This is a genomic window from Sporichthyaceae bacterium, from assembly GCA_036269075.1.
Classification (GTDB): domain Bacteria; phylum Actinomycetota; class Actinomycetes; order Sporichthyales; family Sporichthyaceae; genus DASQPJ01.
Genome location: DATASX010000065.1, coordinates 1 through 24,843, shown reverse-complemented (window position 1 = coordinate 24,843; position 24,843 = coordinate 1). Strand labels below are relative to the sequence as shown.

The 24,843-nt window shown below is 70.4% G+C and carries 26 protein-coding genes; 17 read left to right on the top strand and 9 right to left on the bottom strand.

Annotated features, from left to right (window positions below; genetic code table 11):
* The 6 genes from VHU88_11495 to VHU88_11470 form a co-directional block, all read left to right on the top strand.
* A partial coding sequence (locus VHU88_11495; GenBank protein ID HEX3612302.1) for a hypothetical protein occupies positions 1–432 on the top strand: 432 nt, incomplete at its 5' end.
* Positions 429–1,070, top strand: a complete 642-nt coding sequence (locus VHU88_11490) for an NADPH-dependent FMN reductase (GenBank protein ID HEX3612301.1) — start codon at positions 429–431, stop codon at positions 1,068–1,070. The genes VHU88_11495 and VHU88_11490, both read left to right, overlap by 4 nt.
* Before the next feature lie 148 nt (positions 1,071–1,218).
* Complete coding sequence (locus VHU88_11485) at positions 1,219–1,578, top strand: hypothetical protein (GenBank protein ID HEX3612300.1); 360 nt, start codon at positions 1,219–1,221, stop codon at positions 1,576–1,578.
* 96 nt (positions 1,579–1,674) lie between these two features.
* Positions 1,675–2,691: a methyltransferase gene (locus VHU88_11480; GenBank protein ID HEX3612299.1), complete on the top strand. Its 1,017-nt coding sequence runs from the start codon at positions 1,675–1,677 to the stop codon at positions 2,689–2,691.
* A gap of 130 nt (positions 2,692–2,821) precedes the next feature.
* A complete protein-coding gene (locus VHU88_11475) occupies positions 2,822–3,322 on the top strand; it encodes an ATP-binding protein (protein HEX3612298.1) in 501 nt (166 codons plus the stop codon).
* Between the two features lie 49 nt (positions 3,323–3,371).
* Positions 3,372–4,184, top strand: coding sequence for an alpha/beta hydrolase (locus tag VHU88_11470; protein ID HEX3612297.1), 813 nt, complete (start codon positions 3,372–3,374; stop codon positions 4,182–4,184).
* A 49-nt stretch (positions 4,185–4,233) separates the two neighbouring features.
* On the opposite strand, the gene VHU88_11465 is transcribed toward VHU88_11470, so the two are convergent.
* The gene (locus VHU88_11465) at positions 4,234–4,767 is read right to left on the bottom strand and encodes an isoprenylcysteine carboxylmethyltransferase family protein (GenBank protein ID HEX3612296.1); all 534 of its coding nucleotides are present in this window, start codon (positions 4,765–4,767) and stop codon (positions 4,234–4,236) included.
* A gap of 208 nt (positions 4,768–4,975) precedes the next feature.
* On the opposite strand from VHU88_11465, the gene VHU88_11460 reads away from it, so the two are divergent.
* The gene (locus tag VHU88_11460; protein ID HEX3612295.1) at positions 4,976–7,333 is read left to right on the top strand and encodes a S53 family peptidase; all 2,358 of its coding nucleotides are present in this window, start codon (positions 4,976–4,978) and stop codon (positions 7,331–7,333) included.
* A 39-nt stretch (positions 7,334–7,372) separates the two neighbouring features.
* On the opposite strand, the gene VHU88_11455 is transcribed toward VHU88_11460, so the two are convergent.
* From VHU88_11455 to VHU88_11445, 3 genes are all read right to left on the bottom strand, one after another.
* Positions 7,373–7,666: a toluene-4-monooxygenase system B family protein gene (locus VHU88_11455; protein HEX3612294.1), complete on the bottom strand. Its 294-nt coding sequence runs from the start codon at positions 7,664–7,666 to the stop codon at positions 7,373–7,375.
* Positions 7,663–9,162: a toluene monooxygenase gene (locus tag VHU88_11450; GenBank protein HEX3612293.1), complete on the bottom strand. Its 1,500-nt coding sequence runs from the start codon at positions 9,160–9,162 to the stop codon at positions 7,663–7,665. Before VHU88_11450 ends, VHU88_11455 begins: the two co-directional genes overlap by 4 nt.
* Positions 9,163–9,316: 154 nt before the next feature.
* On the bottom strand, positions 9,317–10,708 hold the full coding sequence (locus VHU88_11445; GenBank protein HEX3612292.1) for an alpha/beta hydrolase-fold protein: 1,392 nt from the start codon (positions 10,706–10,708) through the stop codon (positions 9,317–9,319).
* A 292-nt stretch (positions 10,709–11,000) separates the two neighbouring features.
* Here VHU88_11445 and VHU88_11440 point away from each other — a divergent pair, with 292 nt between their 5' ends.
* Together VHU88_11440 and VHU88_11435 are read left to right on the top strand one after the other, a co-directional pair.
* Positions 11,001–11,372 carry a DUF6027 family protein gene (locus tag VHU88_11440; GenBank protein HEX3612291.1) on the top strand — a complete coding sequence of 124 codons (372 nt, stop codon included), beginning with the start codon at positions 11,001–11,003 and terminating at the stop codon, positions 11,370–11,372.
* 45 nt (positions 11,373–11,417) lie between these two features.
* Complete coding sequence (locus VHU88_11435; GenBank protein HEX3612290.1) at positions 11,418–13,415, top strand: SpoIIE family protein phosphatase; 1,998 nt, start codon at positions 11,418–11,420, stop codon at positions 13,413–13,415.
* 95 nt (positions 13,416–13,510) lie between these two features.
* Here the strand turns inward: VHU88_11435 and VHU88_11430 are convergent, their stop codons facing one another.
* The 3 genes from VHU88_11430 to VHU88_11420 all read right to left on the bottom strand — a co-directional run bounded on the left by VHU88_11430 (position 13,511) and on the right by VHU88_11420 (position 15,359).
* Positions 13,511–14,332, bottom strand: coding sequence for an LLM class F420-dependent oxidoreductase (locus VHU88_11430; protein HEX3612289.1), 822 nt, complete (start codon positions 14,330–14,332; stop codon positions 13,511–13,513).
* A 70-nt stretch (positions 14,333–14,402) separates the two neighbouring features.
* The gene (locus tag VHU88_11425; GenBank protein HEX3612288.1) at positions 14,403–14,771 is read right to left on the bottom strand and encodes a hypothetical protein; all 369 of its coding nucleotides are present in this window, start codon (positions 14,769–14,771) and stop codon (positions 14,403–14,405) included.
* Positions 14,772–15,077: 306 nt separating this feature from the next.
* On the bottom strand, positions 15,078–15,359 hold the full coding sequence (locus VHU88_11420; protein ID HEX3612287.1) for a hypothetical protein: 282 nt from the start codon (positions 15,357–15,359) through the stop codon (positions 15,078–15,080).
* Positions 15,360–15,921: 562 nt separating this feature from the next.
* On the opposite strand from VHU88_11420, the gene VHU88_11415 reads away from it, so the two are divergent.
* Positions 15,922–16,239, top strand: coding sequence for a hypothetical protein (locus VHU88_11415; GenBank protein HEX3612286.1), 318 nt, complete (start codon positions 15,922–15,924; stop codon positions 16,237–16,239).
* Between the two features lie 213 nt (positions 16,240–16,452).
* Positions 16,453–17,382 (top strand): DUF5666 domain-containing protein, encoded by a 930-nt coding sequence (locus VHU88_11410; protein ID HEX3612285.1) that lies wholly within the window; start codon positions 16,453–16,455, stop codon positions 17,380–17,382.
* 74 nt (positions 17,383–17,456) lie between these two features.
* Here VHU88_11410 and VHU88_11405 read toward each other — a convergent pair whose 3' ends face one another.
* Positions 17,457–17,720 (bottom strand): hypothetical protein, encoded by a 264-nt coding sequence (locus VHU88_11405; GenBank protein ID HEX3612284.1) that lies wholly within the window; start codon positions 17,718–17,720, stop codon positions 17,457–17,459.
* Positions 17,721–17,928: 208 nt separating this feature from the next.
* Between VHU88_11405 and VHU88_11400 the strand changes: the two genes are divergently transcribed.
* The 6 genes from VHU88_11400 (at position 17,929) to VHU88_11375 (ending at position 22,742) form a co-directional block, all read left to right on the top strand.
* A complete protein-coding gene (locus tag VHU88_11400; GenBank protein ID HEX3612283.1) occupies positions 17,929–18,237 on the top strand; it encodes an STAS domain-containing protein in 309 nt (102 codons plus the stop codon).
* Between the two features lie 254 nt (positions 18,238–18,491).
* Complete coding sequence (locus VHU88_11395; protein HEX3612282.1) at positions 18,492–18,809, top strand: hypothetical protein; 318 nt, start codon at positions 18,492–18,494, stop codon at positions 18,807–18,809.
* An 871-nt stretch (positions 18,810–19,680) separates the two neighbouring features.
* On the top strand, positions 19,681–20,154 hold the full coding sequence (locus VHU88_11390; protein HEX3612281.1) for an RNA polymerase sigma factor: 474 nt from the start codon (positions 19,681–19,683) through the stop codon (positions 20,152–20,154).
* Entirely contained in the window at positions 20,151–20,765 is a 615-nt protein-coding gene (locus VHU88_11385) for a methylated-DNA--[protein]-cysteine S-methyltransferase (GenBank protein ID HEX3612280.1), read from the top strand. Before VHU88_11390 ends, VHU88_11385 begins: the two co-directional genes overlap by 4 nt.
* Positions 20,762–21,487 (top strand): 2OG-Fe(II) oxygenase, encoded by a 726-nt coding sequence (locus VHU88_11380; GenBank protein ID HEX3612279.1) that lies wholly within the window; start codon positions 20,762–20,764, stop codon positions 21,485–21,487. The genes VHU88_11385 and VHU88_11380 overlap by 4 nt, the downstream gene beginning before the upstream one ends.
* A gap of 43 nt (positions 21,488–21,530) precedes the next feature.
* Positions 21,531–22,742, top strand: coding sequence for a heparan-alpha-glucosaminide N-acetyltransferase domain-containing protein (locus tag VHU88_11375; GenBank protein ID HEX3612278.1), 1,212 nt, complete (start codon positions 21,531–21,533; stop codon positions 22,740–22,742).
* 18 nt (positions 22,743–22,760) lie between these two features.
* Here the strand turns inward: VHU88_11375 and VHU88_11370 are convergent, their stop codons facing one another.
* Positions 22,761–24,623 (bottom strand): fatty acid desaturase, encoded by a 1,863-nt coding sequence (locus VHU88_11370; protein HEX3612277.1) that lies wholly within the window; start codon positions 24,621–24,623, stop codon positions 22,761–22,763.
* Between the last annotated feature and the right edge of the window lie 220 nt (positions 24,624–24,843).

The following is a 24,843-nucleotide window of genomic DNA, read 5'->3' as shown; positions in this document are numbered from 1 at the left end:
ACCCGCTACGTCCTGGGCGGCCTGAAGGTCACCAGCACCTTCACCTCACCGACCACCTCCAAGTACACGATCGGCTACATCCTCGGCCGGGTCGAGGTCTCCTCGGTCAACGCGCCGAACAGCGCGGCCGTGGCCACCGGCGTCAGTCGTTCGGCGGCGACGATGGGCGGACTGGCGAAGTCCACCAAACAGACCCCGGCCGCGGCGACCAAGTCCCCAGCGATCTCCTCGGCGGCTGTTGCCCCGAAACTCACCCACTCCGCGGCACTGCCGCCGACCGAGCTGAGTGACCTGCGCCTGGCGGCGAACCGCAAACCGACCACCTCGGCCGACGAGTCGCTGTACGTGATGCTCGTGCTGGCCGGGGCGGGCGTCCTGATGGTGCCGGCGTTGTTCAGTCTGGCGACGCGGTCGCGGGGCCGGCGTCGGTGAGATCGGTTTCTGACCTGTCGTCAGACGGGTCGTCCTGGACCGGGCCGGTACGCGTGTTGTGCATCGGTGGTTCCACGCGACCGGGCTCGGGATCGGAATCGGCGGTCAAGGTCTGCGCCGCCGCGGCCCGGGCGGCGGGCGCCGAGGTCGAGGTGATCGTCAGCCGGGACCTGATGTTCCCGATCTACGACACCGAGACCACCGAGCGCGACCCTCTCGCGCAACGGTTCGTGGCCGCGGTGCGGGCCGCCGACGCCTTGATCGTGGCCTCGCCCGGCTACCACGGCTCGATGTCCGGGATGATCAAGAACGCCCTGGACTACATCGAGGACACCCGCAACGACGGTCGGGTGTACCTGGACGGCATGCCGGTCGGTTGTGTGTCCGTGGCCTACGGCTGGCAGGCCACCGTCTCGACCCTGCACAGCCTGCGGACCGCCGTGCATGCCCTGCGCGGGTGGCCCTCGCCCCTGGGCGCGACCGTGAACGCGTCCTCGGGAAAGATCTTCGACCCCACCGGGGCGTGCACGGAGGAGTCCGTCCGGTTCCAGTTGGAGACCGTGGCCCACCAGGTCGTGGAGTTCGCAGCCCTGCGCAAGCCCGGCTCCCACAGCCTCGCGGCGATGCTGCTCGCCTGAGCTCGTCTGCACCCCCGGTTGGACCATCCGGTGCACTCGATCGGGTGATTCGACGCCGGGCGCGGTGCGTCCGTGGCTCCAGCGTCCTCGACTGCCTGTAAACCTCCGGTGCAGGTTCCGACCGAGGTTCCACGAACAGGGGTGCGACATGCGCAAGATCTGTGCGACCGTCTGCTTGGTTGCCGCCGTTCTCGCCGGCGGGCCGGCCTTCGCGGCCGACGCCAGTGCCGTGCTGCGGTCGAGCCACCTCCTCCCGAGCGACGGTCCGGGCGACTGCGGCCCCTTGCACGACGACAACACGGTCCCGCCCGCCACGACGCAGAGCAAGGGCGACGGCCAGGGCCGCGGCGGGGAACGCGGCTCGATGGCGGGCAACTACTGCACCAGCGACTCCGGCGCGCCCGCGCGACCTGCTCCGCAGTCCCACGCGAACCCGACTGCCCCGAAGGCGGGCCACGACGAGTCGACCGGGTCCGCGGCCTCGGGCCCCACCGGTGGGATGTCCTGACGGATTCCGGCTCGCTCGCCGCCTGTTTCGTCCCGCCGGGCGGCGGTAGGTTCCGCAGGTCGCCAGCGTTTTCCCCTCCGGCCGTCGGGAGGAATCTTGAACCAGCCTGCCCCGCCACCGCACGCCGCGGTGCTGGAACTGAACATGGCGGTGGTGCTCTCCCGAGCGCTCTACGCGGTGACCGAGCGGGGCGTGCCTGACCTGCTGGCCGCCGGTCCCGCAACGCCGGACGAGCTCGCGGTGAAGGTCGGCGTGCAGCCGATTGCTTTGCTGCAGTTGCTGCGTGCGTTGGCTGCCGCCGGGATCTTCACCCACGGCGCTGACGGCCGTTTCGGACTGACGTCGGTCGGCGAGACGCTGGTCACCGGTCATCCGACCGCGGCGCGGGACCTGGTGCTGACCTTCGGTGGCCCGGTGTTCTCCGCGGCGCTGGGGGCGATGCCGCAGGTGTTGGCCACCGGGCGCACCGGGGTGGACATCACGATGGGCACCTCGGCCTTCGACTACCTCCGCGCGCACCCGGAGGAGGAGGCCTCGTTCAACCGGACGATGATCGCTGTCCACGGTGGCGAGCCGGAGGCGGTGGCCGCGGCCTACGACTTCTCCGGCCTCAAGACGGTCGTCGACGTCGGCGGCGGTCTGGGCACGATGCTGGTCACGCTGCTGCGGCACAACCCGCACCTGAGCGGGGTGCTCCTCGACGCGCCCTCGGTGGTGGAGGACGCCAAAGCGACGATCTCCGCAGCCGGGGTGGAGGGTCGCTGCGAACGGATCGGCGGCGACTTCTTCGCCTCCGTGCCGCCCGGTGGCGACGCGTACGTGCTGTCCCACATCATCCACGACTGGGGTGTCGAGGCCTGCCACGCGATCCTGCGCAACTGCCGGGAGGCCATGAACCCGGGCGGCCGGATCCTGCTCGTCGAGATGGTCCTGCCCACCGGTGCCGAACCGCACCCGGGGAAGGTGCTGGACGTGATCATGCTCGCCATCGCCGGCGGTCGGGAGCGCACCGCTGAGGAGTACGCACAACTGCTGGCGCCGGCCGGCTTGCGCGTCGAACGGGTGGTGCCGACCGCAAGCCCCGTCAGTGTTCTGGAAGCGGTGCCGATCTGACCGTCAGTCAGTTCCGTGTGCCTCCGGTCCGGCGTGTCCTCGGTGTTCGGGCATCCGATGTCCATCCGGCGTTAATCCGCCGGATTGCCGGACCGGCAACGCTGCTCGCGCGACCGGAAGGAGCGGAACCGTGAACCCAGTCCCCACCGTCGAGACGCGCCCGGGCCTGGCACCGGTGCGCACCATGTCGATGCAGTTGGAGCCGATCGGGGTGCAGGTCCTGGCGCCGGCCCGGAACCGGCTGCGGACCTGGTTGGACACGGTCGCGGTGCCCGAGGAGCAGGTTGCGGAGTTGCTCGTCGCCGTCTGCGAGGCCTGCCTGAACAGCCTGGAGCATTCCGGCACCCGGACGCCGATCCGGATCGAGGCCGCCGTGAGCAGCGAGGAGATCCGGGTCCTGGTTCGCGATCGCGGTCGCTGGAAGGACCCGGAGCCGATGTCAGGCATCGGCCGTGGCCACGGCCGGACCGTGATGGAGGCGCTCGTCGACCGGGTCGAGGTGCGGACCGACGCGGCCGGAACCGTCGTGACCCTCATCCAGAGCCGGCGGCGCCGTTCCAAAGCTGACGGGGCATCAGATCCGTTCTGGAGTGGCACGGCGTCAGTTACCGCGCGGCCGATTTTCTCCTGAATACGGGTACAGGTTTGCGGACTGCCTACTGACCGGTAACCTGAGTCCGGTGACGACGCCTTCCACCGAAACGCGCCACCTGAGTGTCGACCGGGTCAGCCTGCGGGTCTCCACCCGGCACGGTGACCGCCCGGGTCGGCCGTTGCTGCTTTGCAACGGGATCGGCGCACCGCTGGAACTGCTGGATCCGTTGCGCGACCACCTGTCGATGCCGACGATCGCGTTCGACGCGCCCGGGGCGGGGGAGTCCTCGACTCCGGCCTACCCGCCGACGCTTCGTGGGGTCGGGCGGCTGGTGCGCGGCATGCTCGATCAACTGGGCTACGCGGAGGTGGACGTTCTCGGGATCTCCTGGGGAGGTCTGCTGACCCAGGAATTAGCCCGGCGCGACACTCGAGTGCGGCGCATCGTGCTGGTGTCCACCGCAGCCGGGGGCCTGCTGGTGCCGGGCCGGCCGCAGGCGTTGCTGGCGCTGGCCGACACCCGCCGCTACGACGACCCGGTGCACCTGGCCCGGGTCGCCACGAAGCTGTACGGGCCGGAGATCGTCGAGGACCCGTCTTTCCTGCTGACGCAGGCCGCCGTTCGGCAGGAGCGCCCCCCGTCCAAGCGCGGCTATCTCTACCAGCAGCTGGCCCTGCGCCGTTTCGGCAGCGCGCTGTGGTTGCGCAAGCTCACTCAGCCGACCCTCGTGCTGCACGGCGACTCCGACCCGATCGTCCCCGCGGTGAACGGCCGGATCCTGGCGAACCTGATCCCGCACGCGCAGCTGGAGATCGTGTCCGGCGGACATTTGTTCGCGCTGACCAAGGCCGAGGCGACCGCCCGCTCGATCGAGGCGTTCCTGCACAACCGCGCGTGACGCCCCGCGTATGAGAGAACGACGCTCCGATCATCGATGATCGGAATTCCTAGAGCACGAACGGCACCAGCATCTTGGTGCGGTCGCGGTAGGCGGGGTAGACCGACGGGAACTGGCTGGTCATCAGCCGCTCCTCGATGACGGCCGAGTGCACGAAGTAGGCGCACAGCAGCATCAGCAACAGGAACCAGTCGAGGTTGACCGCCACGGCAGTGCCCAACGTCGCGAGCAGGATTCCGGTGTAGATCGGGTGCCGGATCGACCGGTACGGGCCGGACGTGACCAACTCCGGCTCGTCCTTGAGCGTCATCGGCATTCCCCAGTTGCGGCCCAGGTTCAACCGCGCCCAGACCGCGAGCGCCAGGCCGGAGACGAACAGCATCACGCCGATCACCCGCATCGCGGGGTCGTGCACGGCGAGGCTGCCGATGCGCACGAACCGTGCCATCACCATCACGCCGATCGCAGCGAGGCCGCGGACGCGTCGCCCACCGGAGCTGGAGCCGTGCTTGGAGTTGGCGGCCGCGACCATCCAGTAGATCCAGAAGGCCGCCCACGCGAGGTAGATCGCTGTCCGGAACATTCCACTCACTTTTCCTTCCGGGAGTGAGACGCGGGACGGCGTCGCCCGGTTGCGTGACTTGCCGGATTCGTACGTTCGTCGGGGTGACGGTTACGGTGACCCCAGGCGCCCGACCACGCCAGCAGTCACGGCTCGGTCACGTCAAGTCGGCTAGGGAATGCTTCCGGAGCCGGCTGGGCAGTCTGCCGGGGGATTTCGGAGGTGGGCGGTGGGGTCGGTCGGCCGGTTGCGGGCTGGGGTCACGATCGGGTTGGTGTCGGCCGCGTTGGCCTGGACGTCCCCGGTCGCGGCTGTGGACGGGTCCGGGTGGCGACGGACGGCCAACGTGTTGCCCGCCGCGCTGCTGACGCAGCGGGTCGGTGCGCCGGACCCTGCGCAACGCCTCGACGTCGACGTGGTGCTCGCCGACCCGAACACGGCTGCCGAACGGGCCACCGCCGCCGCGGTGGTCGACCCGAACAGCCCGAAGTTCCACCACTTCCTGACCACCGCCGACTACGGCCGCCGGTTCGGCGTGGCGGCCGCGACCCGCGCCGCCGTGACGTCCTGGCTGCGCCGCAACGGCCTGGACGTGGGGCCCGGGCCGGGCGGGTCGCACCTGATCGCCGCCGCCGGTACCGTCGCCCAACTGGACCGGTTGTTCGACCTTCGGCTGGGCACCTACCGCAGCGGCCCCACCCAGTTCCTCGCCAACGACACCGCCCCGCGGGTTCCGGCGGACCTGCCGATCACCGACGTCATCGGGCTGAACGACCTGCAGCACTTCACCGTCCCGAACCCGACCCACCGCGGCCCCGCTGCCCGGACCCAGCTCGGGGCCTTCGCCGCGCAGTTGGACGTCCGTTCGTTGTGGCACGCCTACGACGCCCCGGATTCCGACACCGGGCAGGGCATGCATGCCGGGGTGTTCATGGCCGGCAACGCCGATCCGGTCATCGGCAGCCTGCGGGTCTTCGAGGAGACCGAGCAGCTGCCACGGGTCCCGGTCCGGGTGGTCCGGACCCAGCCCGGCCGGGCCGACGAGTACGGCGGCAACGACGGCGGCGAGGAGTGGATGCTCGACACGCAGTCCTCCACCGGCCTGGCGCCAGGCATGTCGGACCTCTCGCTGTACACCGCGAAGAATCTCGACGACCCGGGGATCGTGGGCGACTTCGCCTACTGGGCCGCGGATCCCACCGGGCCGCTGCTGATGAACGCCAGCTTCGGTTCCTGCGAGGCCTTCCCGGTCAACTCGAACACCACCCGGGACAGCGTGCAGGTCGAGGTCGGCAACGACATCCAGGACACCGTCGAGCACGCGTTGATGCAGGCCTTCACCGAGGGCCGCACGTTGTTCGCGGCCTCGGGGGACACCGGAAGTTCCTGCCCGGTCGTGGCGCTGCCGGTCGTCGGGGCGGGCAACGGCGTGGCCAACCAGGCCCTGCCGGCCCAGGGTTACCCGGCGGCCAGTCCGTGGGCGACCGCCGTCGGTGGCACCGTGCTGTCCCTGGACAAGTCCGGTGCCCGGGCCGACGAGCAGGCGTGGGCCTTCAGCGGGGGCGGGTCGGCGTTGTTCATCCCCGAACCCGAATGGCAGAAGAGCGAACCGCACGTCGATCTGCCGTGCCTGCCGATCAACTCCGACGGCGCTCCGCAGCCACTCGGCACGGTCTGTCGGGGTGTGCCCGACATCGCCGCGCTGTCCGGCAGCGCCACCGAGGCCATGTACATCAACGCGTACGACCAGCCGACCGGCGCCGGCGGCACGAGCCTGTCCAGCCCGCTGGTCATGGGCGCCTGGTCCCGGGTGGCTGCCGCCGCGCGCAAACCGCTCGGCCCGGCCGCCCCGGCGATCTACCACATCGACGCGGACAAGCGGGCCCACGACTTCTTCGACGTCACCGCCGGGGAGGCCGTCGGCAACGGCCTCTACGTGCCCGGCCCCGGCTGGGACTACAACACCGGCTACGGCGTGCCCGACATCGCCAAGCTGACCGCCGACCTCACCGGCGGCACCACCCCGGCACACCCGGCCGCTGCCGCTCGGGTGCCCGACCCGCCCACCGGCGACAAGGTGGCCTGCGAACCGTTCGGCACCTCACCCACCGGCAACGTGGCGACCGATCTGCTCGGCGACAACGGCGACACCCGCGACCTGACGTCGGCGGGCATGACGCTGAGCCCGGACGGCAAGTCCTTGGTGATCACCGTGCGCGGCCCGCACCTGGCCGCGCGGGCGCCGTTCGGCGTCGGGGGCAACAGCATCCGGGCCACCTGGGTCTACCACGGGACCACCTACGTCGCCGAGGCCGCCGCCGACCCGAGCGGCAAGGTCACCGGCACCCTGAGCACGCCGCGTCGCGAGGATCCGTTGAACCCGTCCAAGGAGGAGCCGAAGACCACCGAGTTCGGCGCCGAGTACGGATCCGGCTCGCTGACCATGACGATCCCGCTCTCCGACATCGGGTCGCCCAAGCCCGGCGACCGGTTGCAGTACCCCATCGCGAGTTCCGGCCGGGGCCAGGGGAACGACGACGTCGTCGGCCCGACGAACGACTACACCGTCGGCCAGCGCTGCCACTGATGCAGCGTCGGACTCTCCCTCATCTGACGACTGGTCCGATCAGAGTTCGAGGTGCCCACGGGTGTCGGCGAACCCGACGCGGATGAAGTCGTCCGGCTCGATGCCGGCCTGAGCCACCGTCAGTTCGCCGGGCAGGGCGGAGCCGTCCTCCGTGTGCATGACGTAATCGGTGTCGGGCCGGGCCGGGATGCGGCGGCCGACCACGCCGAACGCCACCTTGTCGCAGGCCTCCGTGATCGTGTCGGTGGACTCGATCACGACCAGGAACGACAGGAAGTCGCCGTCGAACAGCGCCTGGACCGGTATCTCGGTCGCGGGCGGGGCGGCGGTCACGACCCGGCCCCGCGCGCCTGGTCGAAGGCCCACGCCATGCCGTAGGCGTCGTCGCCCATCTCCTCGGAGGAGACCCCCATGTAGTCGAAGGCCCCGGTCAGGTCCGGCGGCTGCACAGCGCCGTCGAGCAGGCGGTCGATGATCGTGCGCTGGTGGATCATGTGGTTCCGGTCCTCCCACCAGATCCGCCGGCACGGGTCGGAGCAGAACCAGTACTTCTTGCCGTTGTGCACGAGCTTGTACGGACGCACCGGGTACTTGGCGTTGCCCGGCGAGGTGGCGCACCCGACCGGCAGATTGCACGCCTTGCAGATCCACGGCAGCGTGTTCGGCAGGGTCAGATCGGGGCGACCGTCGTTGACGTTGGCGATCACCTGGTCCCACATCGGGCCCCAGTGCGCCTCCCACTGCGGGTACTTCTCGGCCAGCCAGTCACGTTCGGCCCCGGAGACACCGGCACTGGGATTCCAGAACAGCGTCCACCGGTAGAACCAGGTGCCCAGGTGGGTCGAGTGGTGGGCATGGTCCAGACAGTCGATGAACTCGTCCCAGTACCAGGGCTTCGCCAGCCCGTAGTCCTCGATGCAGGTGAGGAACTGGTCGCAGATCCACTCCTGCATGAACTCCTTGTAGGACTGCTCCCGGGATTCCAGCGGCGTGTAGTAGTCCATCGACGGGCCGGTGACGATCGCGAACAGTCGCTGGCACAACCAGAACGTGCGGTCGACGATCCACTGCGCGCGCTCCGGTTCGCGCTCGAGCATCGCCTGCAGCGTCGGGCCGCCCTGCTGGGCATGCCGCGCCTCGTCGGTCTGGATCGAGGAGATGAGGTTGGCGAAGTTGACGTCGCCGGCCTGCAGCGCACCGGCGGCCAGCGCGACGAACTGCAGGTTCGTGAACCCGGTCTCGATCGTGAACGGTAGCCCGACCGCGATGTCGGCGGCGCTGGGAGTGGTCATCGTGCCGTCGAAGAACGAGCGGCCGGCGATGATCGCCCAGTTGTCGGTGTGGTAGGCCTTGTGGGCCCAGTTGTAATGCACGTCCTTGCCGACGAGTTCGTGGGCGAAGAACAGATTGAGCTGGGTGTGGCGCATCTCGTCCAAGGCGCCGAGCACGGCCATGTTCCGCCAGCCGCCGGTCAGCCCGAACCGGGCCATGGTCAGCTCCGAGACCACCGCGAGGTACTCGATCAGCGACAGCGACCCGAAGTGCAGTTTGGAGTTGGTCCGGGCGCCCTCGGCCAGGTCGTCGAACACGGTCGAGCGTTGCAGCGCCGCCTTGACCGAGTAGGCCGCAGTGTCCTTCTCCCGCTGCGTGGCGACGTACTCGCCGTAGGAACAGCGGTAGTCCTCGCGCCACTGGTGCCACCGCTCCGGCTCGACCGCACCGGCCCCGGACATCCACTCCGGGAACACGGCTTCCCGGTCCACGTAGCTGAAGTCCCAGTCGGTCCGCCGGGTGATGTCGTGCCATTCCTCGCGTTTGAGGACAGTCATCGTCGACCTCTCTCGTCGGCGGCGGGCGCACCGTGTGGCCCGAACCTAGGGCAGCGCGACGCCCCGGCGTCTCGTCCTGGAAGCCAGGAAACCGCCTTCGGGATTCGCCCCGGGCGCGGAACGGCGCAGCGCCCGCGAGGTTGGACCGGTGGCCTCAGGCAGGCCGGCCGGCGCGCGAGCGACGCCGGGTCCGGTCGCCCGGCGCGACGGTCGCGGGCTGCCAGGTGCTCGACGCACGGGCGGTGCCGGTCCGGGCCTTCCCGTCGCTGGTGGCCACCTCGGAGTCGGTGGGCTGCGCGGCCGCATGCACGTGGTCGTGGGGGAGGCGGGCGCTGATCCAGGACATCGCGTACGGGATCTCGCGGTCCCAGCTGGCGGAGTTGTGCCCGCCGTGGGCGAGCACCAGTTCGTCTGCCGTCATCGGGGAGCGCACCAAACGCATCCAGGCCTGGTTGGTCGCGTAACCGTCGGCGCCGCGCTCGTCCTGCGCCGTGGCCAGCAGCAGCTGGACATTCGGCACGGGCCGGTGCGCCAGCCGCCAGCCCAGGTCGTTGGTGTTACGCAGGGTCTTGTCACCGAAGGTCCCGCGGGTGGTCCGGTCGGTCGCGGGGCTGAAGTAACCGGACAGCGCGACGGCCACGCCGAAGCGGCCGGGGTCGATCGACTCGAGCTTCGCCGCGCAGTACCCGCCGGTGGAGTCGCCGATCGAGGCGTACGCCTTGGGCCGCAGCCCGAACTCGGTGGCCGCGGCGTCCGGCGCTTCGCGGGAGTAGAACGTGAAGGCCCGCGGCCCGCCGGGGATGTCGCTGCACTCGGTGTCCCACGGGAAGGTGGCCGCGGGTGAGATCATCAGCAGGACGGTCTGCGCGATCGTGCCGGAGGCTATCCCGGCGGCCACCGCGTCGGGGTAGTGCTGACGGGTGATCAGGTGGCCGTTGTCGCCGGGGTATCCGGTGAACACCACGGTCATCGGCAGGTCGCGTCGGCCCTGGCCGGTGGCGCCGAGCGCGGCGGTCGCCGGCTGGAAGTAAGCCGGCGGGAGGTAGACGTAGGCCGGTTCGGACAGACCGGTGGTCGCGCCGCGCACGGTGGTGGACACGACGGTTCCGCGGGTGGGCCAGTCGACCGGGTTCGCCCACCCGTCCAGCACGTTCCAGGTGGCGCCGCCGACCCCGGGCTCGGTGACCGTGGGCAACGGGTGCCTGTGCCCTTGCGTCGGCGCCGCGCCCGCGGCGGCGGCGGTCGCGGGGGTGCCGGTCGGCACCGGGGACCGGCTCGGGCTCGGCGCGGGCTTGGGCTCCGGGGACGGCTGCGGGGCGACGGTTGCGTGGGGTGCGGCGGTCGGTTCCGGACTCGGCAGGTCGGCTGCGGAGCCGGCGAGCCGTACGGGCGCCCCGAGGGTCGCCACGCGGTCCGGCGATCGCAAGGTCCGGATCGCCGGGTCGAGTGCGACTCCGACACCGCCCAACGTCACGGCTGCGGCGAGCGAGGCGCCGACCAGCCGAAATCTGCGGCCGGTCTTCCGCGTGCGCCGTCCGCCGCTCAAGTCCGGCGGGCCGATCGGGGGACAGGACACAACGGGGTCGTGCCGAGAGCCGGAGCGGCGGTGGCCACGATCTCCTCCTCCCCGAGGATCCGCACACGCCAGGAAGCGTCGGCTGATGCCCGCTAAGCCACGAACCCAACGAATTACGACGTTACCTGCCTGCGGCCCACTGATTTGGTGAGTTTCGACTTTCGCCCGGTCTCGCGTCCGATGCAACGAGCCCCGCCGAGGCCGCCCTCGATTCCACTCGTGTCCGCGGCCGATGCCGTCGGTGCGGTGCGAGAGTGCCGTTGTGCAGCCCGACGACGGAACGCCCACTGTCCGGCTCGAACGCTGGGTCGGGCCCTGGGCGCAGGACGATCCGAACGCGGCGTTCAAGGCCGAGGTCGCCGAATACACGTTGCTCGACCCGCTGGAGACGCTGAGGGGCCTGGCCGATTTCACGGGTGTCCCCGAGGGTGCGTTGGCCCGCTACGTGCTCGCGAAATGGGCCTGCGCGGGCAACGAGGCCCTGCTCGAGATCGGTCCTGGCATGATCGAGCGCCTGTGGCAGATCGTCGTCGCCGCCGAGGCCGATGGTGGCGACCCGGCCCGGCTCGAGGCCTACCACGCGCTGCGGGGGATGCTTTCCTGGCTGCGGTCCGGGTCGGCCGACGCCGAGTAAACCCCCGCCACCGTGGTCTCGGCGGCCGGGGTAACGTCGGCGATGATGCCGCCCTTGGACCCAGACCCGGCACCGGCGGAGGCCGACGATCGGCTGCGGCGCCTCCAGCGGGTGACCGACGCGGCCCTGGCCCACCTGTCGGTCGACAAGCTGTTGGCCGAGATGCTGGAGCGGGTCCAGGAACTGTTGGCGGTCGACACCGTCGCGGTCCTGCTGCTCGACTCGGCCGCCGAACAGTTGGTGGCCACCGCGGCGCGCGGGATCGAGGCCGAGGTTCGGCAGGGTGTGCGGATCCCCTTGGGGCACGGCTTCGCCGGTCGCGTGGCCGCCGAGCGCCAACCGGTGCTGGTGCCGAGCGTGGACCGGACCACTGTGCTCAACCCGATCCTGTGGGAGCACGGCATCAAGTCGCTGCTCGGGGTTCCGTTGCTGGCCGGCGGCGCGGTCCTCGGCGTCCTGCACGTCGGCGCATTGGTGGAGCGCAGGTTCAGCGACGAGGACGTGCAGCTGCTGCAGGTCGTCGCCGAGCGGTTGGCGTCCGCGCTCGGCCTGCGCCAGGCCGAGGTCGAGCGCGCCGCCACGGCCCTGCTGCAACGCAGTCTGCTGCCCTCGCGGTTGCCGCAGGTCCCCGGCCTGACCATGGCCGCCCGCTACGTACCCGCGGAGGGCGGCCGTTTCGGTGGCGACTGGTACGACGTCTTCCAGCTACCCGGCGGCGGGTTGTGCGTGGCAATCGGCGACGTCGTCGGGCGGGGGTTCGCCGCGGCGGAGGTCATGGGTCGACTGCGCAACGCGCTGCGGGCCCACGTGCTGTTCAGCGACGACCCGGCCGAGGCACTGACCCGACTGAACCAGCACGTGCGCCAGTTCGACACGGCCCGGATGATCGCCACCGTCCAGGTGGCGATCCTGGACCCGTCGCTGACGCACGTCCGGCTCTCCTCGGCCGGCCACCTCCCACCGGTGCTCGCCGCGCCGGACACCGCGCCTTGCCCGGTCCAGACCCATCACGACCCGCCGATCGGTGTGGCCGAGCCGCGGCCCCGTCGGTCGATCACCTTCGAGTTCCCGCTCGGCGCGGCCCTGTGTATGTACACCGACGGGCTGGTCGAACGGCCCGACAGCCCGCTGGACGCGAACCTGACCCAGCTCTGCGAGGCGCTCGTGCCGGATGCACCCGAGACCGTGTGCCGGACGGTCATGAGCCGGTTGATCGGCGACCAGCCCTCGCCGGATGACGTCGCGATTCTCGTGCTGCGCCGAGAGGACCCGGCCGAAGCGGCACCCGTGGTCCTCGAGCCGCCGACCCGCACCGCGACGGAGTTCCACGCGAACCTGCGGCTGACCGCCGGTCCGCGGGAACTGGGCGCGGTGCGCGACCGATTCATCGACTGGCTGGGCCCGTTCTGCCCCGACCGGACGGTGCGCGACGAACTCGTGATCGCCCTGGGTGAGGCGACCGCGAACGCCTACGACCATTCCGGCGCCTTGCCCGGACCCGACCGGCCCGCCGCCTGGGTCCACGCCGTCTGTCGCGACGGAAGGGTCCACGTCACCGTCGGCGACACCGGCGTGTGGCGGCCGCCCTCGGAGGCGACCGGCAACCGTGGCCGCGGCCGAACGTTGATGGCCGCGCTGACCGATCGCGTCGAGATGCGCACCGGTGCCGAGGGCACGGTCGTGGAACTGTGGAGGGAACTGCCGAGGATGACGACGCCGGCCGGTGTCGCCGGTCCCGAACGCGCCGACGACCGTCTTCGCCTGACCTGGATCAGCCCCGCCGAGGTCGTGGCGATCGGCGAGATCGACCTGTCGACCGCCCCGCAGTTCCGCGAGGTGCTTCAGGAGGCCGACACCGCCGTCGCACTGCTCGTCGATCTACGCCAGGTCGATGTCCTGCAGAGCGCCGGCCTGGTCGAGCTGTTCGACCGGGCCGCCGCGGGTCCGCTCACCTTGGTCGTGCGCCCCGGCTCGGCGATCGCGACCGTGCTCGACGTGACCGGTATCGGCGACGTTGCTCGCGTGGAAGCCGGCTCGGCCTGACGTTCCTCACCCGGCGGGGGTGTCAGGCGACCGCGGCGCTCGTCGCGGCGACCACAGCCCGCACGCGAGGACCGGGGGCGGCGCCGGCCGAGAGCTCACCCCAGTTCGAGCACCTCGGCAAGTGCCCGATGGCCGTCGGACAACTCCTCGCCCAGCACCTGGATGCAGACGTGGTCGGCGCCCGCGTCGCGGTGGGCCCGCAGGCCGGCCGCGACCGATTCGGCGGTGCCGTGCAGGACCAGGGCATCGACCAACGCGTCGGATCCGCCATCGGCAAGGTCGGCCTCGGTGAACCCGGACTTGAGCAGGTTGCGGCGGTAGTTCACCAGGCTCAGGTAGAAGTTCACGGTAGATCGGGCCGTCGCCCGGGCGCGCGCCGAATCGGTGTCCAGCAGCACCTTGTGTTCCGGTGCCAGCAAGGCACCCGGCCCCAGGATCCGGCGGGCCTGCGCAGTATGGGCGGGCGTGGTCAGGTACGGGTGTGCACCGGCGGTGCGGTCAGCGGCCAGCTTCATCACCTTCGGCCCCAACGCAGCAAGGATCAGGCGCTGCGCCGGTACGTCCGCGGCCGCCAACTCGTCGAGGTACGCCACGGTGGTGGCGTACGGATCCGCGAACTGCGCCGTGTGCTCCCGGTGCCCGATGCCCACCCCGAGGTGGAACCGACCTGGGTGCTTGGCATCGAGTCGGTGGTAGGACGCCGCGGCCTCGACGGCGGGAACGGCCCAGATGTTGACGATGCCCGTGGCCACGTTGATGCGTTCGGTGCCGTCCAGGATCTCCTCGGCCTCGCTCAGTCGAGCGGCCGGGGAACCGCCGATCCAGATCGCGCCGTAACCCAGCTTCTCGGCCTGCGCGGCGACCTGCGGGGTCGCCTTGCCCGTCGCCTGCCAGATGCCGTAGCTGCCCAGCTCCATGCCACTCCCCATCCTCGATGCTCGCCGTCCTCGGCAGCAACGCAGAGGGAGCTGTCCCGATTCCGGCGGCTCACGCCTGCGGCTGGTAGCAGCCGTAGGCGCCGTCGTAGTAGCCGCTGCTGCAACCGTCGTAGGTGCGCTCTTCCTGGCCGGGTCGGATCCGCCGACGGCGTTCCCGCTGGGCGTCGTTGTCGACGGAGACGATGGTCGCGTTGTACTGACCGCCGCCGCCGTGCCCACCGCCGCTGCCGCCACCGCCGCCACTGCCACCTGCGCCACCGCCGCCACCTCCACCTCCGCCACCTCCGCGCCCGGTGGGCAGCGCGACGGACGAGTGCGCGGCGCCGGAGCCAGTCATGACCGAGGCGTCCGGGGCGAGAGTCAGCGCCAGGCCGGCGGTGGCGAAGAGGGCGGCGAGAGCGATCGAGGTGCGGTTCATGAGAGCCTCCGGGTTCCTGTCGGCCGCTGCGACCGAGGTGTTTGTTTCTGACACCAGGAACATTCCCGTGCTCGATGACAGTCGACCGTCAGCCGGCTGACTGTCCGATTGTCAGCTTCCTGACACTTGCCAGGCGAGGCGCCGACTGACTGAGGCGGCGTCAGATCCGCACAGGGCAGGCAATCGGAGCGAGCGCGGGTGCGCAGGGTGCTACCCCTGGCCGGACGGGTCGATGCCCACGCCCGACCAGGAGGTCTGTGGTGGCGGGTGAGTGCGGTCCATCTGACGGTAGATCAGTTCCCTGACTCACCAGATTTCACCGGTGGCCAGATGTTCCCGCGCCAGACTCACCTCCTGCTCGGACAAGGGACCGCCGGTGCTCTCGAGAAGGTCGGTGATCAGCAGGGTGAGCGCATCGCTGCGGACCTTGGCGCGGGCGGCCTCGTTCAGCCAGTCGTTCAACGACTCGGCCCGGTGCGCCGCGACGTCCTGCAGTGCCTGTTCGGCGAGGGCCACGTCGAGGCGCATGGTCACCCGCACGCGGCCTGCGGCGCGTGCCTCGAGTCGGCGCAGGGCAGAGATCTTCACGGCAGCTCCCGGAACTGGTGGGGGACGGCGGCCCGCGGCCTCCGGCCGCTCGGCGGTGCTGTGGCACACGCAGCGGGGCCGTTCCCCGGCCGGGGACCCGCACCGGACCGCCCGTCCGCGTCGTTGAGGTCGGACGGCCCGGCGGGGTGGTGCGCCGCCCACGCTGGGGCGAGCATCTTCATGTTGGCCATGGGGTGCCGGCCGGCGCCATCGGTCTGCGCCGCAAGGGCGAGCCTGCTCACGTCTGCGTCCCCCGGCTCGGATCTACGTCTGGACCGACCCTCGGTGGCGCTCCCGGTTGCGGCGGGTGGCGCTGCGCGGTTTTCGGGGCCCGGGGTTCGGCGCCACCACCACGGGACGCGTTCCCCCGGTGTCCCCGGGGTCGGTTGCTCACTTCGACTGACCCAGGGGACTATTCGGTTCCATCGGACGGACCAGTTCTTTCTCCGCCGTTCGGGCCATATGCCGGGAACCGGTACGGATACGGCCACGTCTGACCCGCAACGCAACGCAAATCGGCGACCTCGTCCCGAGTCCCGCTCGTCCGCCATCGGGGGTGACCGTGTTCGACCCGGTCGACACCGCGCGCCGTCTCGAGGCGCTCCTGACGGGCCGGCGCTGGCACGCGGCCGACCTCGGGCTGCTCGAGGTGACGACGGCGGTCGCGTTGCGGACGGCCTGGCCGGTGTGTCTGCGGCTGCGGGTGGAGTGCGACGAGTGGCCCGCGCACCAGTTGTTCGAGGTGGAGTTCGCCCTCGCGGACACAGTTCGAGGGGCGACGCCGACCGGGAACGCCGAGTCGCTCGCCGAGGACGCCATGGTCCGCATCGAACGGAGTCTGGGCGGGGCCGAGGTCCCCGGAGTGACGGCGACAACCTGACCCAGGCGCCCCGACGCCGTCCGGGCCTATGCAGGAAAACCCTTGCGCTGCAAGCGATTGGACGATTCTCCCAGCCGATGCCAAGCCGGCGCATTGTTTCGATGCCCGAACATAACGCTCCGGCATCACCGTTCCGGTCGGGCTCATGACGTCCTGGTTCGCGGGGGACTCTGACGGAGAAATGTCAGTACCCGATCCACAAGGAGCTCCGGAATGTCCTCTCCGATCCTTGGCCGGGCCGCGCTCGTACGCAGAGGGATGGCGATCCCGGCGGGCGTGGGCCTGAGCCTTCTGCTGTTGACCGCATGCGGCGGTGCGAGTTCCACCGCGGCGCCCGCATCCGCCGCGACGGGCTCGAACGCCGCGACCACCCCGGCCGCTCACGTCCCGAACGGTGTGAGCGGGCAGATCATGTCCGTGACCGGTCAGGTGCTGCAGGTGCAGGGCCCGGCCGGGCAGACCGCGGTCAACTGGACCGATTCCACGGCGCTGTCCCAGGTGATGCCGGCCGCCGAGTCCGACCTCGCGGTCGGCAAGTGCGTCCAGGTTCGGCAGGCCGGCGCGGGCAGTGGTGGCGCAGCCACCGCGGCTGATCCGACCCAGCCGCTGTCGGCCGGCACGATCGTCATCAGCGACCCGGTCAACGGCGCCTGCCTGCGGACGGGTGGCGGCGGTGGCGGTGGCGGCGGCGGCGCGCGGACCGGGATGGCTCGCATGGGCGGCGGGGTCCGCGGCACGGTGGCCTCGATCGCCGGTGACACGATGACCGTCACCCCGACGGCTCGGCCCGGTTCCTCGACCGCCCCCGCCGACACGACCCCCCGGACGATCACGTTGACTCCGTCCACGGACTACAGCCGGATCGGGTCCGCCACCAGCGGCGACCTCACCGTCGGCAAGTGCGTGGCCGCGTTCGGTACTCCCGCCAACGGCGGGATCGACGCGAAGACCGTGATCGTGCGGCCCGGCGGCGCTCCGTGCACCGGCGCGGGCACAGCGATGTCCGGCGCCACCTCGACGCCGGCGCCCGGCCTGGACACCTCGGGCCCGGCCACTGCCGCGCCGTCGGACAACACCTCGGACACCTCGACCCCGGCTTCCGCGGGTGACTCCTCGCCCACGGGTACCTCCGGCGGGTACTGAGCCACGCAACGGTCGGCCACCCCGCCCTGACCTCCGGTCAGTGCGCGGGGTGGCCGACTGTTGGCGGCGCAGGTTCAGCCTCGGCCGCGTCGGCTCAGCAGCAGCACCACGCCGCCGACGCCGACCAGGAAGCCGAGCACGACCCCGATGCGGGTCTCGTCCGGTGTCAGCGGCAGACACTGCAGGGCTACCACGGCCGCCAGCAGCAGGAGCCCGGCGACCCGCCGTCGGCTGCCGGGCAGACCGCGACGCACCTCGGGGCTCAGGATGTTGGCGAGCTGCCACGCCGCGACCACGGCGAGCGCCACGGCGGCCGTAAGGATCTGGTGTCGCGGCACCGCACTCCTGCCCGAGATTCCGACCTCGGTTGGACGCGTGAGAGCCCCGTCCCGTTCGCGTGTTTCGGCGTTGCCGGCGGTCGGCTCGGCAGCGCGGCGATTCGCCTCCCCACAATGCGGATTCGCGAAGTAGAGTCGGGTCGGGTGATAGGGGCTGCACGGGGGCAGCCTCGGCTCACGGATCGGGGGCGTTGCAATGCCGTGCGGGATGCCGGACTCGACGTCCGATCTCGGGGTGGAAGGTACGGCGGGTCCGCAGGTCCGCATGACCGGCGACCTGGACACCAGCGCCGCCGACGAACTGGCGAGCAGGCTGCAGTCGGTGCCGGTCGGGCCGCATGCACTGACGGTCGACCTGAGGTCGGTAACCTATGTCGACAGTGCTGCGGTCGCGGTGCTTTACCGGCACGTGCGCCGCGGGCTGCGGATCCTCGTGCGCGACGGCACGGCGGTCGCGATGGTCATGCGCATCTGTGGGTTGACCGCCGTGTGCGACGTGCGCTTCCTGCCCGCCTGACCGGATCCGGAAGTCCGTTCAGTTCTCCGGGTCCACGTCGCCACGCCCGGCGCCTGTCTCTGACCGGGATCCTCCCGAGAGCGATCTGAGGCCCGTCAGTCGGGTTGGGCCGGTCGGGTGAAATAGCCGCGGCGCTGCCCCGTGGAGGGTCATCGGGCGGGCGAATCGGCCGGCGGCGCGGACCCACGGCGTGTCTTGCTGCTTGGTGAGCGACCGGCGGTTCGGGCCGGTCCGGGTCCCGGGGGTGGGTGGCGATGGTGCGTGGCGTCCGCTTGTACTGGGCAGGTGGCTGGGGTCCGAAGGCTGCCCTCACGGTGTCGCTGTTGGCCGGCGGGATCAGCCTGCTGAGCGCCGGGTTCGTCCCGACCACCCACTTCGCCGCGGTCGCCCAGAGCCAACCCATCCGCCACCACCACGACGGGCACGGCAACACCGGGCAGCACGACCACGGCAACTACAACACCGGTGACTACGACGGTGGCAATTACAACACCGGTGACTACGACGGTGGCAACTACAACACCGGTGACTACGACGGTGGGAACTACAACACCGGCGACTACGACGGCTGATCCGCCGCGCGGTCGCCACTCTGCGTCCGCGCTGCACGCTTCAGTGCGTTTGACGAACCAGCCATTCAGTCGGCGAAGTGGCGCCGGGAGTCAGCGCGCCCCAACCGCGGGTTGCGCCGCTGCGACGATCGGCTTGGGCGGGCCGTCGTGCCACTGACACATGACCCAGTAGCTGTCGCGTTTGCACGGATCAGGTTCGTCCCCCGCTCGAGCGCCGGCCAGCACGTGCGGCAGTGCGGCGCCGCACGTCGAGATTCCGGCAGCCAGTGCGACACCCGCGCCGACGCGCCGAAGGAGGCTTCGGGGTGTGTTGGTCTTCATCGGGTCCCCTTTCTCTGCTGAGCACGCGGGCCGGTGCGGCACCCTCGGTGCACCGAACTTCGGCGACCGCGCGCCATGATCGACAGCAGGTACGTACCAGACCCACGGTTTCGTCACGGTTTCGCCGATCGGCAACCGAACAGCCTGTGGAGCAACGAACATGACGAAACGTCAGATTCGATCGGGAATTAGAAACAGGCCGGGGCATGCCTGGACCTGCGGCGGCCGTCGGCTCCGCAAGCAGACTAATATCAATCAATCAATTGCGCAAACAAAATACTGAGCTGGCCCGCCTCGCCGGCGGTCCGGCGGCTCCAGGTGCGCCACCAGGTCCGCGCGTCGGCCCGGATGTTACTCATCGGTAGGGCGAGCTTTCAGCCTACTTCGGGCTCACCTGTTGCGTCTGTGCATGGATACAGAGCCTCTGACATCTGACGCGCCGTCAGCGCAACGCGCAGCCGGCGACCTCACGTTCTGGGTCGGCGCGGCGTCTACGGGGCAGGAACGCGAGCAAGGAGGAGATCGTGCAGTGCATGGCAGGCTGAGCGCCGTGACCGGCAAACCGCCGTTCGACCAGGTGGTGTCCGTGCACGGGCCGGCCATTCTTCGGGTGTGCCGGGCGATGCTCGGCTCGCCCACCGATGCCGAGGACGCCTGGGCGGAGACATTCCTGGCCGCGTTGGAGACGTATCCCCCACTGCCCGCGGACGCCAACGTCGAGGCGTGGCTGGTGACCATCGCGCACCGCAAGGCCATCGACCTGATGCGCCGCTCGGCGCGGCGCGCCACGCCTGTGGCCGAACTGCCATCGACCCCCACCGAGGACCAGCGGCGCGACCTGGACCTGCATCGCGCACTGACCGCGTTGCCAGACAAGCAGCGCTACTGCGTCGTCTACCACTACCTGATCGGCCTGCCCTACGAAGAGGTGGCCGGGATCGTCGGCGGCTCCGCCGCTGCCGCTCGCCGTGCTGCAGCCGACGGGATCGCCAATCTTCGCAAGTCCGAGGGACTGATCCGATGAACCGAAGCGCGCAGGACATCAGCCGGCTGCTGAGTACCTCCGGCGTGGGCGCGGGCGAACTCGGCGTGCTGCGGATGCGTCTGGCCGAGCGTGCCGAGCAGGCGGGTCTGCTGGACATCGCCTACCGCACGATCGACTCGCCACTGGGCACGCTGCTGCTGGCCGCCACGCAGGTCGGCGCTGTCCGCATTGCCTACGAGCGGGAGGGCCTCGATGACGTGCTGGCGACGCTGGCCACCAGGATCAGCCCGCGGATCCTCACCGCACCGCGTCGCCTCGACTCGGTGGCCCGGCAACTCGACGAGTACTTCGCGGGCGGCCGGCACGGCTTCGACGTGGCGCTGGACCTCTGCCTGGCCACGGGTTTCCGACGCCGGGTCCTGGAACACCTGCCGGTCATCGGCTACGGGCACACCGCCAGCTACGCCGCGGTAGCCGCCGCTGTGGACAATCCGAAGGCCATGCGCGCGGTCGGCACCGCGTGCGCCACGAATCCGTTGCCGCTGCTGCTGCCCTGCCACCGGGTGGTGCGCTCCGACGGCGGCACCGGGCAATACGTCGGCGGCGCCGCGGCCAAGCAAACCCTGCTGGACCTCGAGGCCACAGCGTGAGCCGGCGCCGGGAGCGGGTGGACGAGCGGCTGGATTTGAACGACTGGGCGGCGATCGCCGACGAACTCGGCGAGCACGGCTGTGCCGCTACCGGTGAACTGCTCACCGCCTGCGAGGCCGCGGAACTGGTTGAGCTCTACGAGCAACCGGCGGCGTTCCGGTCGACTGTCGACATGGCCCGGCACCGGTTCGGGGCGGGCCAGTACCGGTATCTGGCCTATCCGTTGCCGTCGGCGGTGGAGGACCTGCGCCGGGCGCTGTACCCACGGCTGTTGCCCGTCGCCCGGGACTGGTGGAGCAAGTTGGGCCGACCTGCCCCGTGGCCCGACGACTTCGACGGCTGGCTGACGCAGTGTCACGAAGCGGGTCAGCAACGGCCGACGCCGCTGATCCTGCGCTACGGACCGGGGGACTGGAACGCACTGCACCGCGACCTGTACGGCGATCTGGTGTTCCCGCTGCAGGTGGTCGTCAACCTGACCGAACCCGGGGCCGATCACGTCGGCGGGGAGTTCGTACTGGTCGAACAACGCCCCCGTGCACAGTCGCGGGCGACCGTCACCACGCTGCCGCTCGGGTGCGGCCTGATCTTCACCACCCGCGACCGGCCGGTGCCGTCCGCGCGGGGCTGGTCGGCGGCGCCGGTCCGCCACGGCGTCTCGACGATCCGCAGCGGGCTACGCGTCACCCTGGGCATCCTGTTCCACGACGCGGCCGGATAGGCCAAGATCATCCGTTCGACCGCACACGGATATGGTGCGCAGCGTGTCCGTGGCCGGTAAGCAGAGGGTCATCGGTGTCGACGTGGCCCGGGGCATCGCGCTGCTGGGCATGTTCGCGGTTCACGTTTTCCCGACGTTCCACAGCAACGGCACACCGACGTTGGTGATCCAGGTCGCCGGTGGCCGGTCGGCGGCGACATTCGCGGTGCTGGCCGGCGTCGCGCTCGCGTTTCTCAGCGGCGGGCGACAAGCCGTCCGGGGCACCGATCGGACCGCCGTCTCGGCGGGCTTGTTGGTCCGGGCGGCCCTCATCGGCGCGATCGGCCTGTCGGTCGGCCACTTCCGGCAGGCGGACGTGATCCTCGTCCAGTACGCGGCCTTGTTCGTGCTGGCACTGCCGTTCCTGGGTTTGTCCCGACGGATGCTGGCTGGGGCGGCCGGGATCGTCGTAGCCGTCGCGCCGATCGTGCTCGTCTGGGCGTTCGGCCACGAGCTCGGCCACGATCCCGGCGACGACGACAACCCGACGGCAGGCATGTTGCTGCACCCACGGGCGTTGGCGAAGGTGCTGCTGATCAGCGGGTCCTACCCGGTGATCGCCTACCTGGCCTACATCCTGGTCGGGCTGGCGATCGGGCGCAGCGACCTGAGCTGCGCACGGGTGGCCCGACGTCTGCTTGCGGGCGGCCTAGCGCTGGCCGTGGCCTCGTGGGCGGTCGCCGACTGGATCACGTTCCACCTCGGTGGATTGGACCGGCTTGCCGATGCGGCAGGTGATGCGGGACCCGGTCGCGCGCGAAACGTGATCCTGTGGGAGCCGATCCCGCCGGACCAAGCGAACTGGTGGTGGCTGGGTCTGCGTGCGCAGCACTCGAACTCGACGCTGGACCTGCTGCACACGATCGGGTGCGCGATGGCGTTGCTGGGCCTGGCGTTGCTGGTCTGCCGGGTCCCGGTGATCGCGAGACTGCTTCACCCGCTGGCCGCGGCGGGCAGCATGACGCTGACCCTCTACACAGCCCACCTGTTCGTTCTGCGAACAGGTATCCTCGCCGAGGAGTTCGTCGACCTTTTCGTGCTTCTGGCCGTCGGATCGTTGGTGTTCGCGGTTGCGGTACGTGCCGTCGCCCGGACCGGACCGGTGGAGCTCCTCGTCAGCCGCGCCGCCAACGCGACCCGCCGCAGCGTCCGGGCCCGGTTGGCGGCAGTGCCCGGCTTCACGGCATCGGCAGGGCCGCCGCCCGAGCGGATCTGACTGGTAATCAGAACTGGTTCAGAGGTCGATGATGATCCGCTCGCCCTTGGCGCGGGACACGCACAACGCCATGCAGGAGTTGGCGGCCCGGGTCTCCGCCGGCAGAACCGCGTCGCGATGTTCGATCTCGCCGTCCAGCACCGGCGTGATGCAGGTTCCGCAGACCCCTTGAGAGCAGGAGAACGGCACGAGGATCTCGTTGGCCGCCAGCACGTCGAGGATCTGCCGGTTGGCCGGCACCCGCAACGTGAGGCCGCGACGGGCCAGCACCAGGTCGAACGGACGGGTGTCGGTATGGTCCAGCACCGGCGCGGCGAACGACTCCCGGTGCACGGCGTCCAACGGCCAGGCTTGGTCGAGGGCCCGCCCGGTCACCCAGTCCATGAACCCGGCCGGCCCGCAGACGTACAGGGCGCTGCCCGGCGTCCAGTCGCCGAAGTCCTTCTCGGGGTCGAGCGAACTGCGGCCCGGCGTAGCGTCCAGGTGGACGCGCACTGCGTCGGCGAACGGGGTCTGCGCCAACTCCGCGACGAACGGCAGCGAGTCGGCGTCCTGCCCGCACACGTGCAGCACGAACGGGATCTGCTGTGCCCACAACCGGTGGGCCATCGACAGCAACGGGGTGATGCCGATGCCGCCGGCCACCAGCACGTACCGCTGGGCGCCCACCATCTCGAAGTTGTTCCGCGGTTCGCTGATCGTCACGATCGTGCCCGGCTGCAGGGTCTCGTGGACCTCGATCGACCCACCGCGGCCGTTCGGTTCGGGCTTGACCGCGATGCGGTAGGTGCCATCGCCCGAGGCGTTGCACAGCGAGTACTGCCGGATCCGGCCGCTGGGCAGGTGCACGTCGACGTGCGAGCCCGGGGTGAAGTCCGGCAGGTCGCCGTCGACCGGACCGAGCAGGAACGAGACGGTTCCGGCTCCGCCGACCGGCCGGGCCTCCAGAACCTGTGCCGGCAGGCGGTTGTCATAGGCCGCCCGCGGCGCCTCGATGGGACCCGGGCCGCGGAACAGGCCGCGCTCCGGGATGCCGACGGTCCTCAGCACGGAGTCCGACAGCTCCCACAGCTTGTGGTAGCGGTGGAACGGGATGTGCGGCAGCGCGTGATGCATGCAGTGATCGCTCTGGCCGAGCATGTAGACCTTGCCGATCCGGCTGCTGCGGACCCGCACCGTGGACTGGAACGGCGCCTCCTGCCAGTTCGAGCCCTCCGGGTGCTGGATGTGCGCGAACAGGTAGACCAGCACCAGTAGGCCGAGTTTCTGAGGCACGAGCCAGACCAGCAGGAAGTCCACGCGCCACGGGGAAATGAGCATCGCCGCCTGCACGCCGACGTAGGTGGCCACGCTGGCGACGAACATCGCCCGCTCCCGCACCGGCCGCCGGTGCCACAACTTGCGGATGTACCAGGCGGCCCAGATCTCCACCGGGCCGATGAGCACCAGCGGCAGGATCGGCTTCGGTGCCTTGACGAACAGGTCGTCCGGGTCCCGGTCCGGGTCGCCCACCCAACGGTGGTGCTCCATGTGGAGGATCCGGTAGACGGTCGTGCACAACCCCGGCACGAGCAACTGGATCGACACCGTGCCGATGAGGTTGTTCACCCGCTCGTTGCGCGAAACGGCTCCGTGCACCGCGTCGTGCTGCGGGGAGAACGACGCGAAGATCGCGAACTGGTTGAGCAGCAGCATCACCACGAACGGGATGTCGCCGTCGAGGTAGGCCCACGTCGCACCGGCGAATGTGGCGTAGCAGATCGCCGTGAGCGCGATGTGGGGCGCGGAGAACAACGGCTTGCGGGCGATCGCCGGGTATCTCGGGTCCTGCACGACGCGGGACAGCACCTGGCGGACCGACGGATTCGCGGTGATCGTCATCGGATTAATCCTTGTGTGGTCGGAAAAACCAACCCGGCCCCGCGCGGCTCGATGGAGGCGGCGGGGCCGGGTCCGGGTGTTACTTGTTGGTGTAGATGATGAACTGGTCGCTGTCGGGGGCGAAGCCGTTGGGGGATCCGTCGGGGTTGGAGACGGTGTTGGTGGAGGTGTACTTGTACATGAATTCTCGGCCCTGGCCGTAGTCGTGGCTCCAGTTGTC

What these genes read in the sequence shown, in the direction of transcription:
- VHU88_11485 (HEX3612300.1), top strand. Translation starts at nt 1,219, where the DNA reads ATGCGCAAGATCTGTGCGACCGTCTGCTTGGTTGCCGCCGTTCTCGCC.
- VHU88_11465 (HEX3612296.1), bottom strand. Translation starts at nt 4,767, where the DNA reads ATGTTCCGGACAGCGATCTACCTCGCGTGGGCGGCCTTCTGGATCTAC.
- VHU88_11450 (HEX3612293.1), bottom strand. Translation starts at nt 9,162, where the DNA reads ATGACTGTCCTCAAACGCGAGGAATGGCACGACATCACCCGGCGGACC.
- VHU88_11435 (HEX3612290.1), top strand. Translation starts at nt 11,418, where the DNA reads ATGCCGCCCTTGGACCCAGACCCGGCACCGGCGGAGGCCGACGATCGG.
- VHU88_11430 (HEX3612289.1), bottom strand. Translation starts at nt 14,332, where the DNA reads ATGGAGCTGGGCAGCTACGGCATCTGGCAGGCGACGGGCAAGGCGACC.
- VHU88_11425 (HEX3612288.1), bottom strand. Translation starts at nt 14,771, where the DNA reads ATGAACCGCACCTCGATCGCTCTCGCCGCCCTCTTCGCCACCGCCGGC.
- VHU88_11410 (HEX3612285.1), top strand. Translation starts at nt 16,453, where the DNA reads ATGTCCTCTCCGATCCTTGGCCGGGCCGCGCTCGTACGCAGAGGGATG.
- VHU88_11400 (HEX3612283.1), top strand. Translation starts at nt 17,929, where the DNA reads ATGCCGGACTCGACGTCCGATCTCGGGGTGGAAGGTACGGCGGGTCCG.
- VHU88_11395 (HEX3612282.1), top strand. Translation starts at nt 18,492, where the DNA reads ATGGTGCGTGGCGTCCGCTTGTACTGGGCAGGTGGCTGGGGTCCGAAG.
- VHU88_11385 (HEX3612280.1), top strand. Translation starts at nt 20,151, where the DNA reads ATGAACCGAAGCGCGCAGGACATCAGCCGGCTGCTGAGTACCTCCGGC.
- VHU88_11370 (HEX3612277.1), bottom strand. Translation starts at nt 24,623, where the DNA reads ATGACGATCACCGCGAATCCGTCGGTCCGCCAGGTGCTGTCCCGCGTC.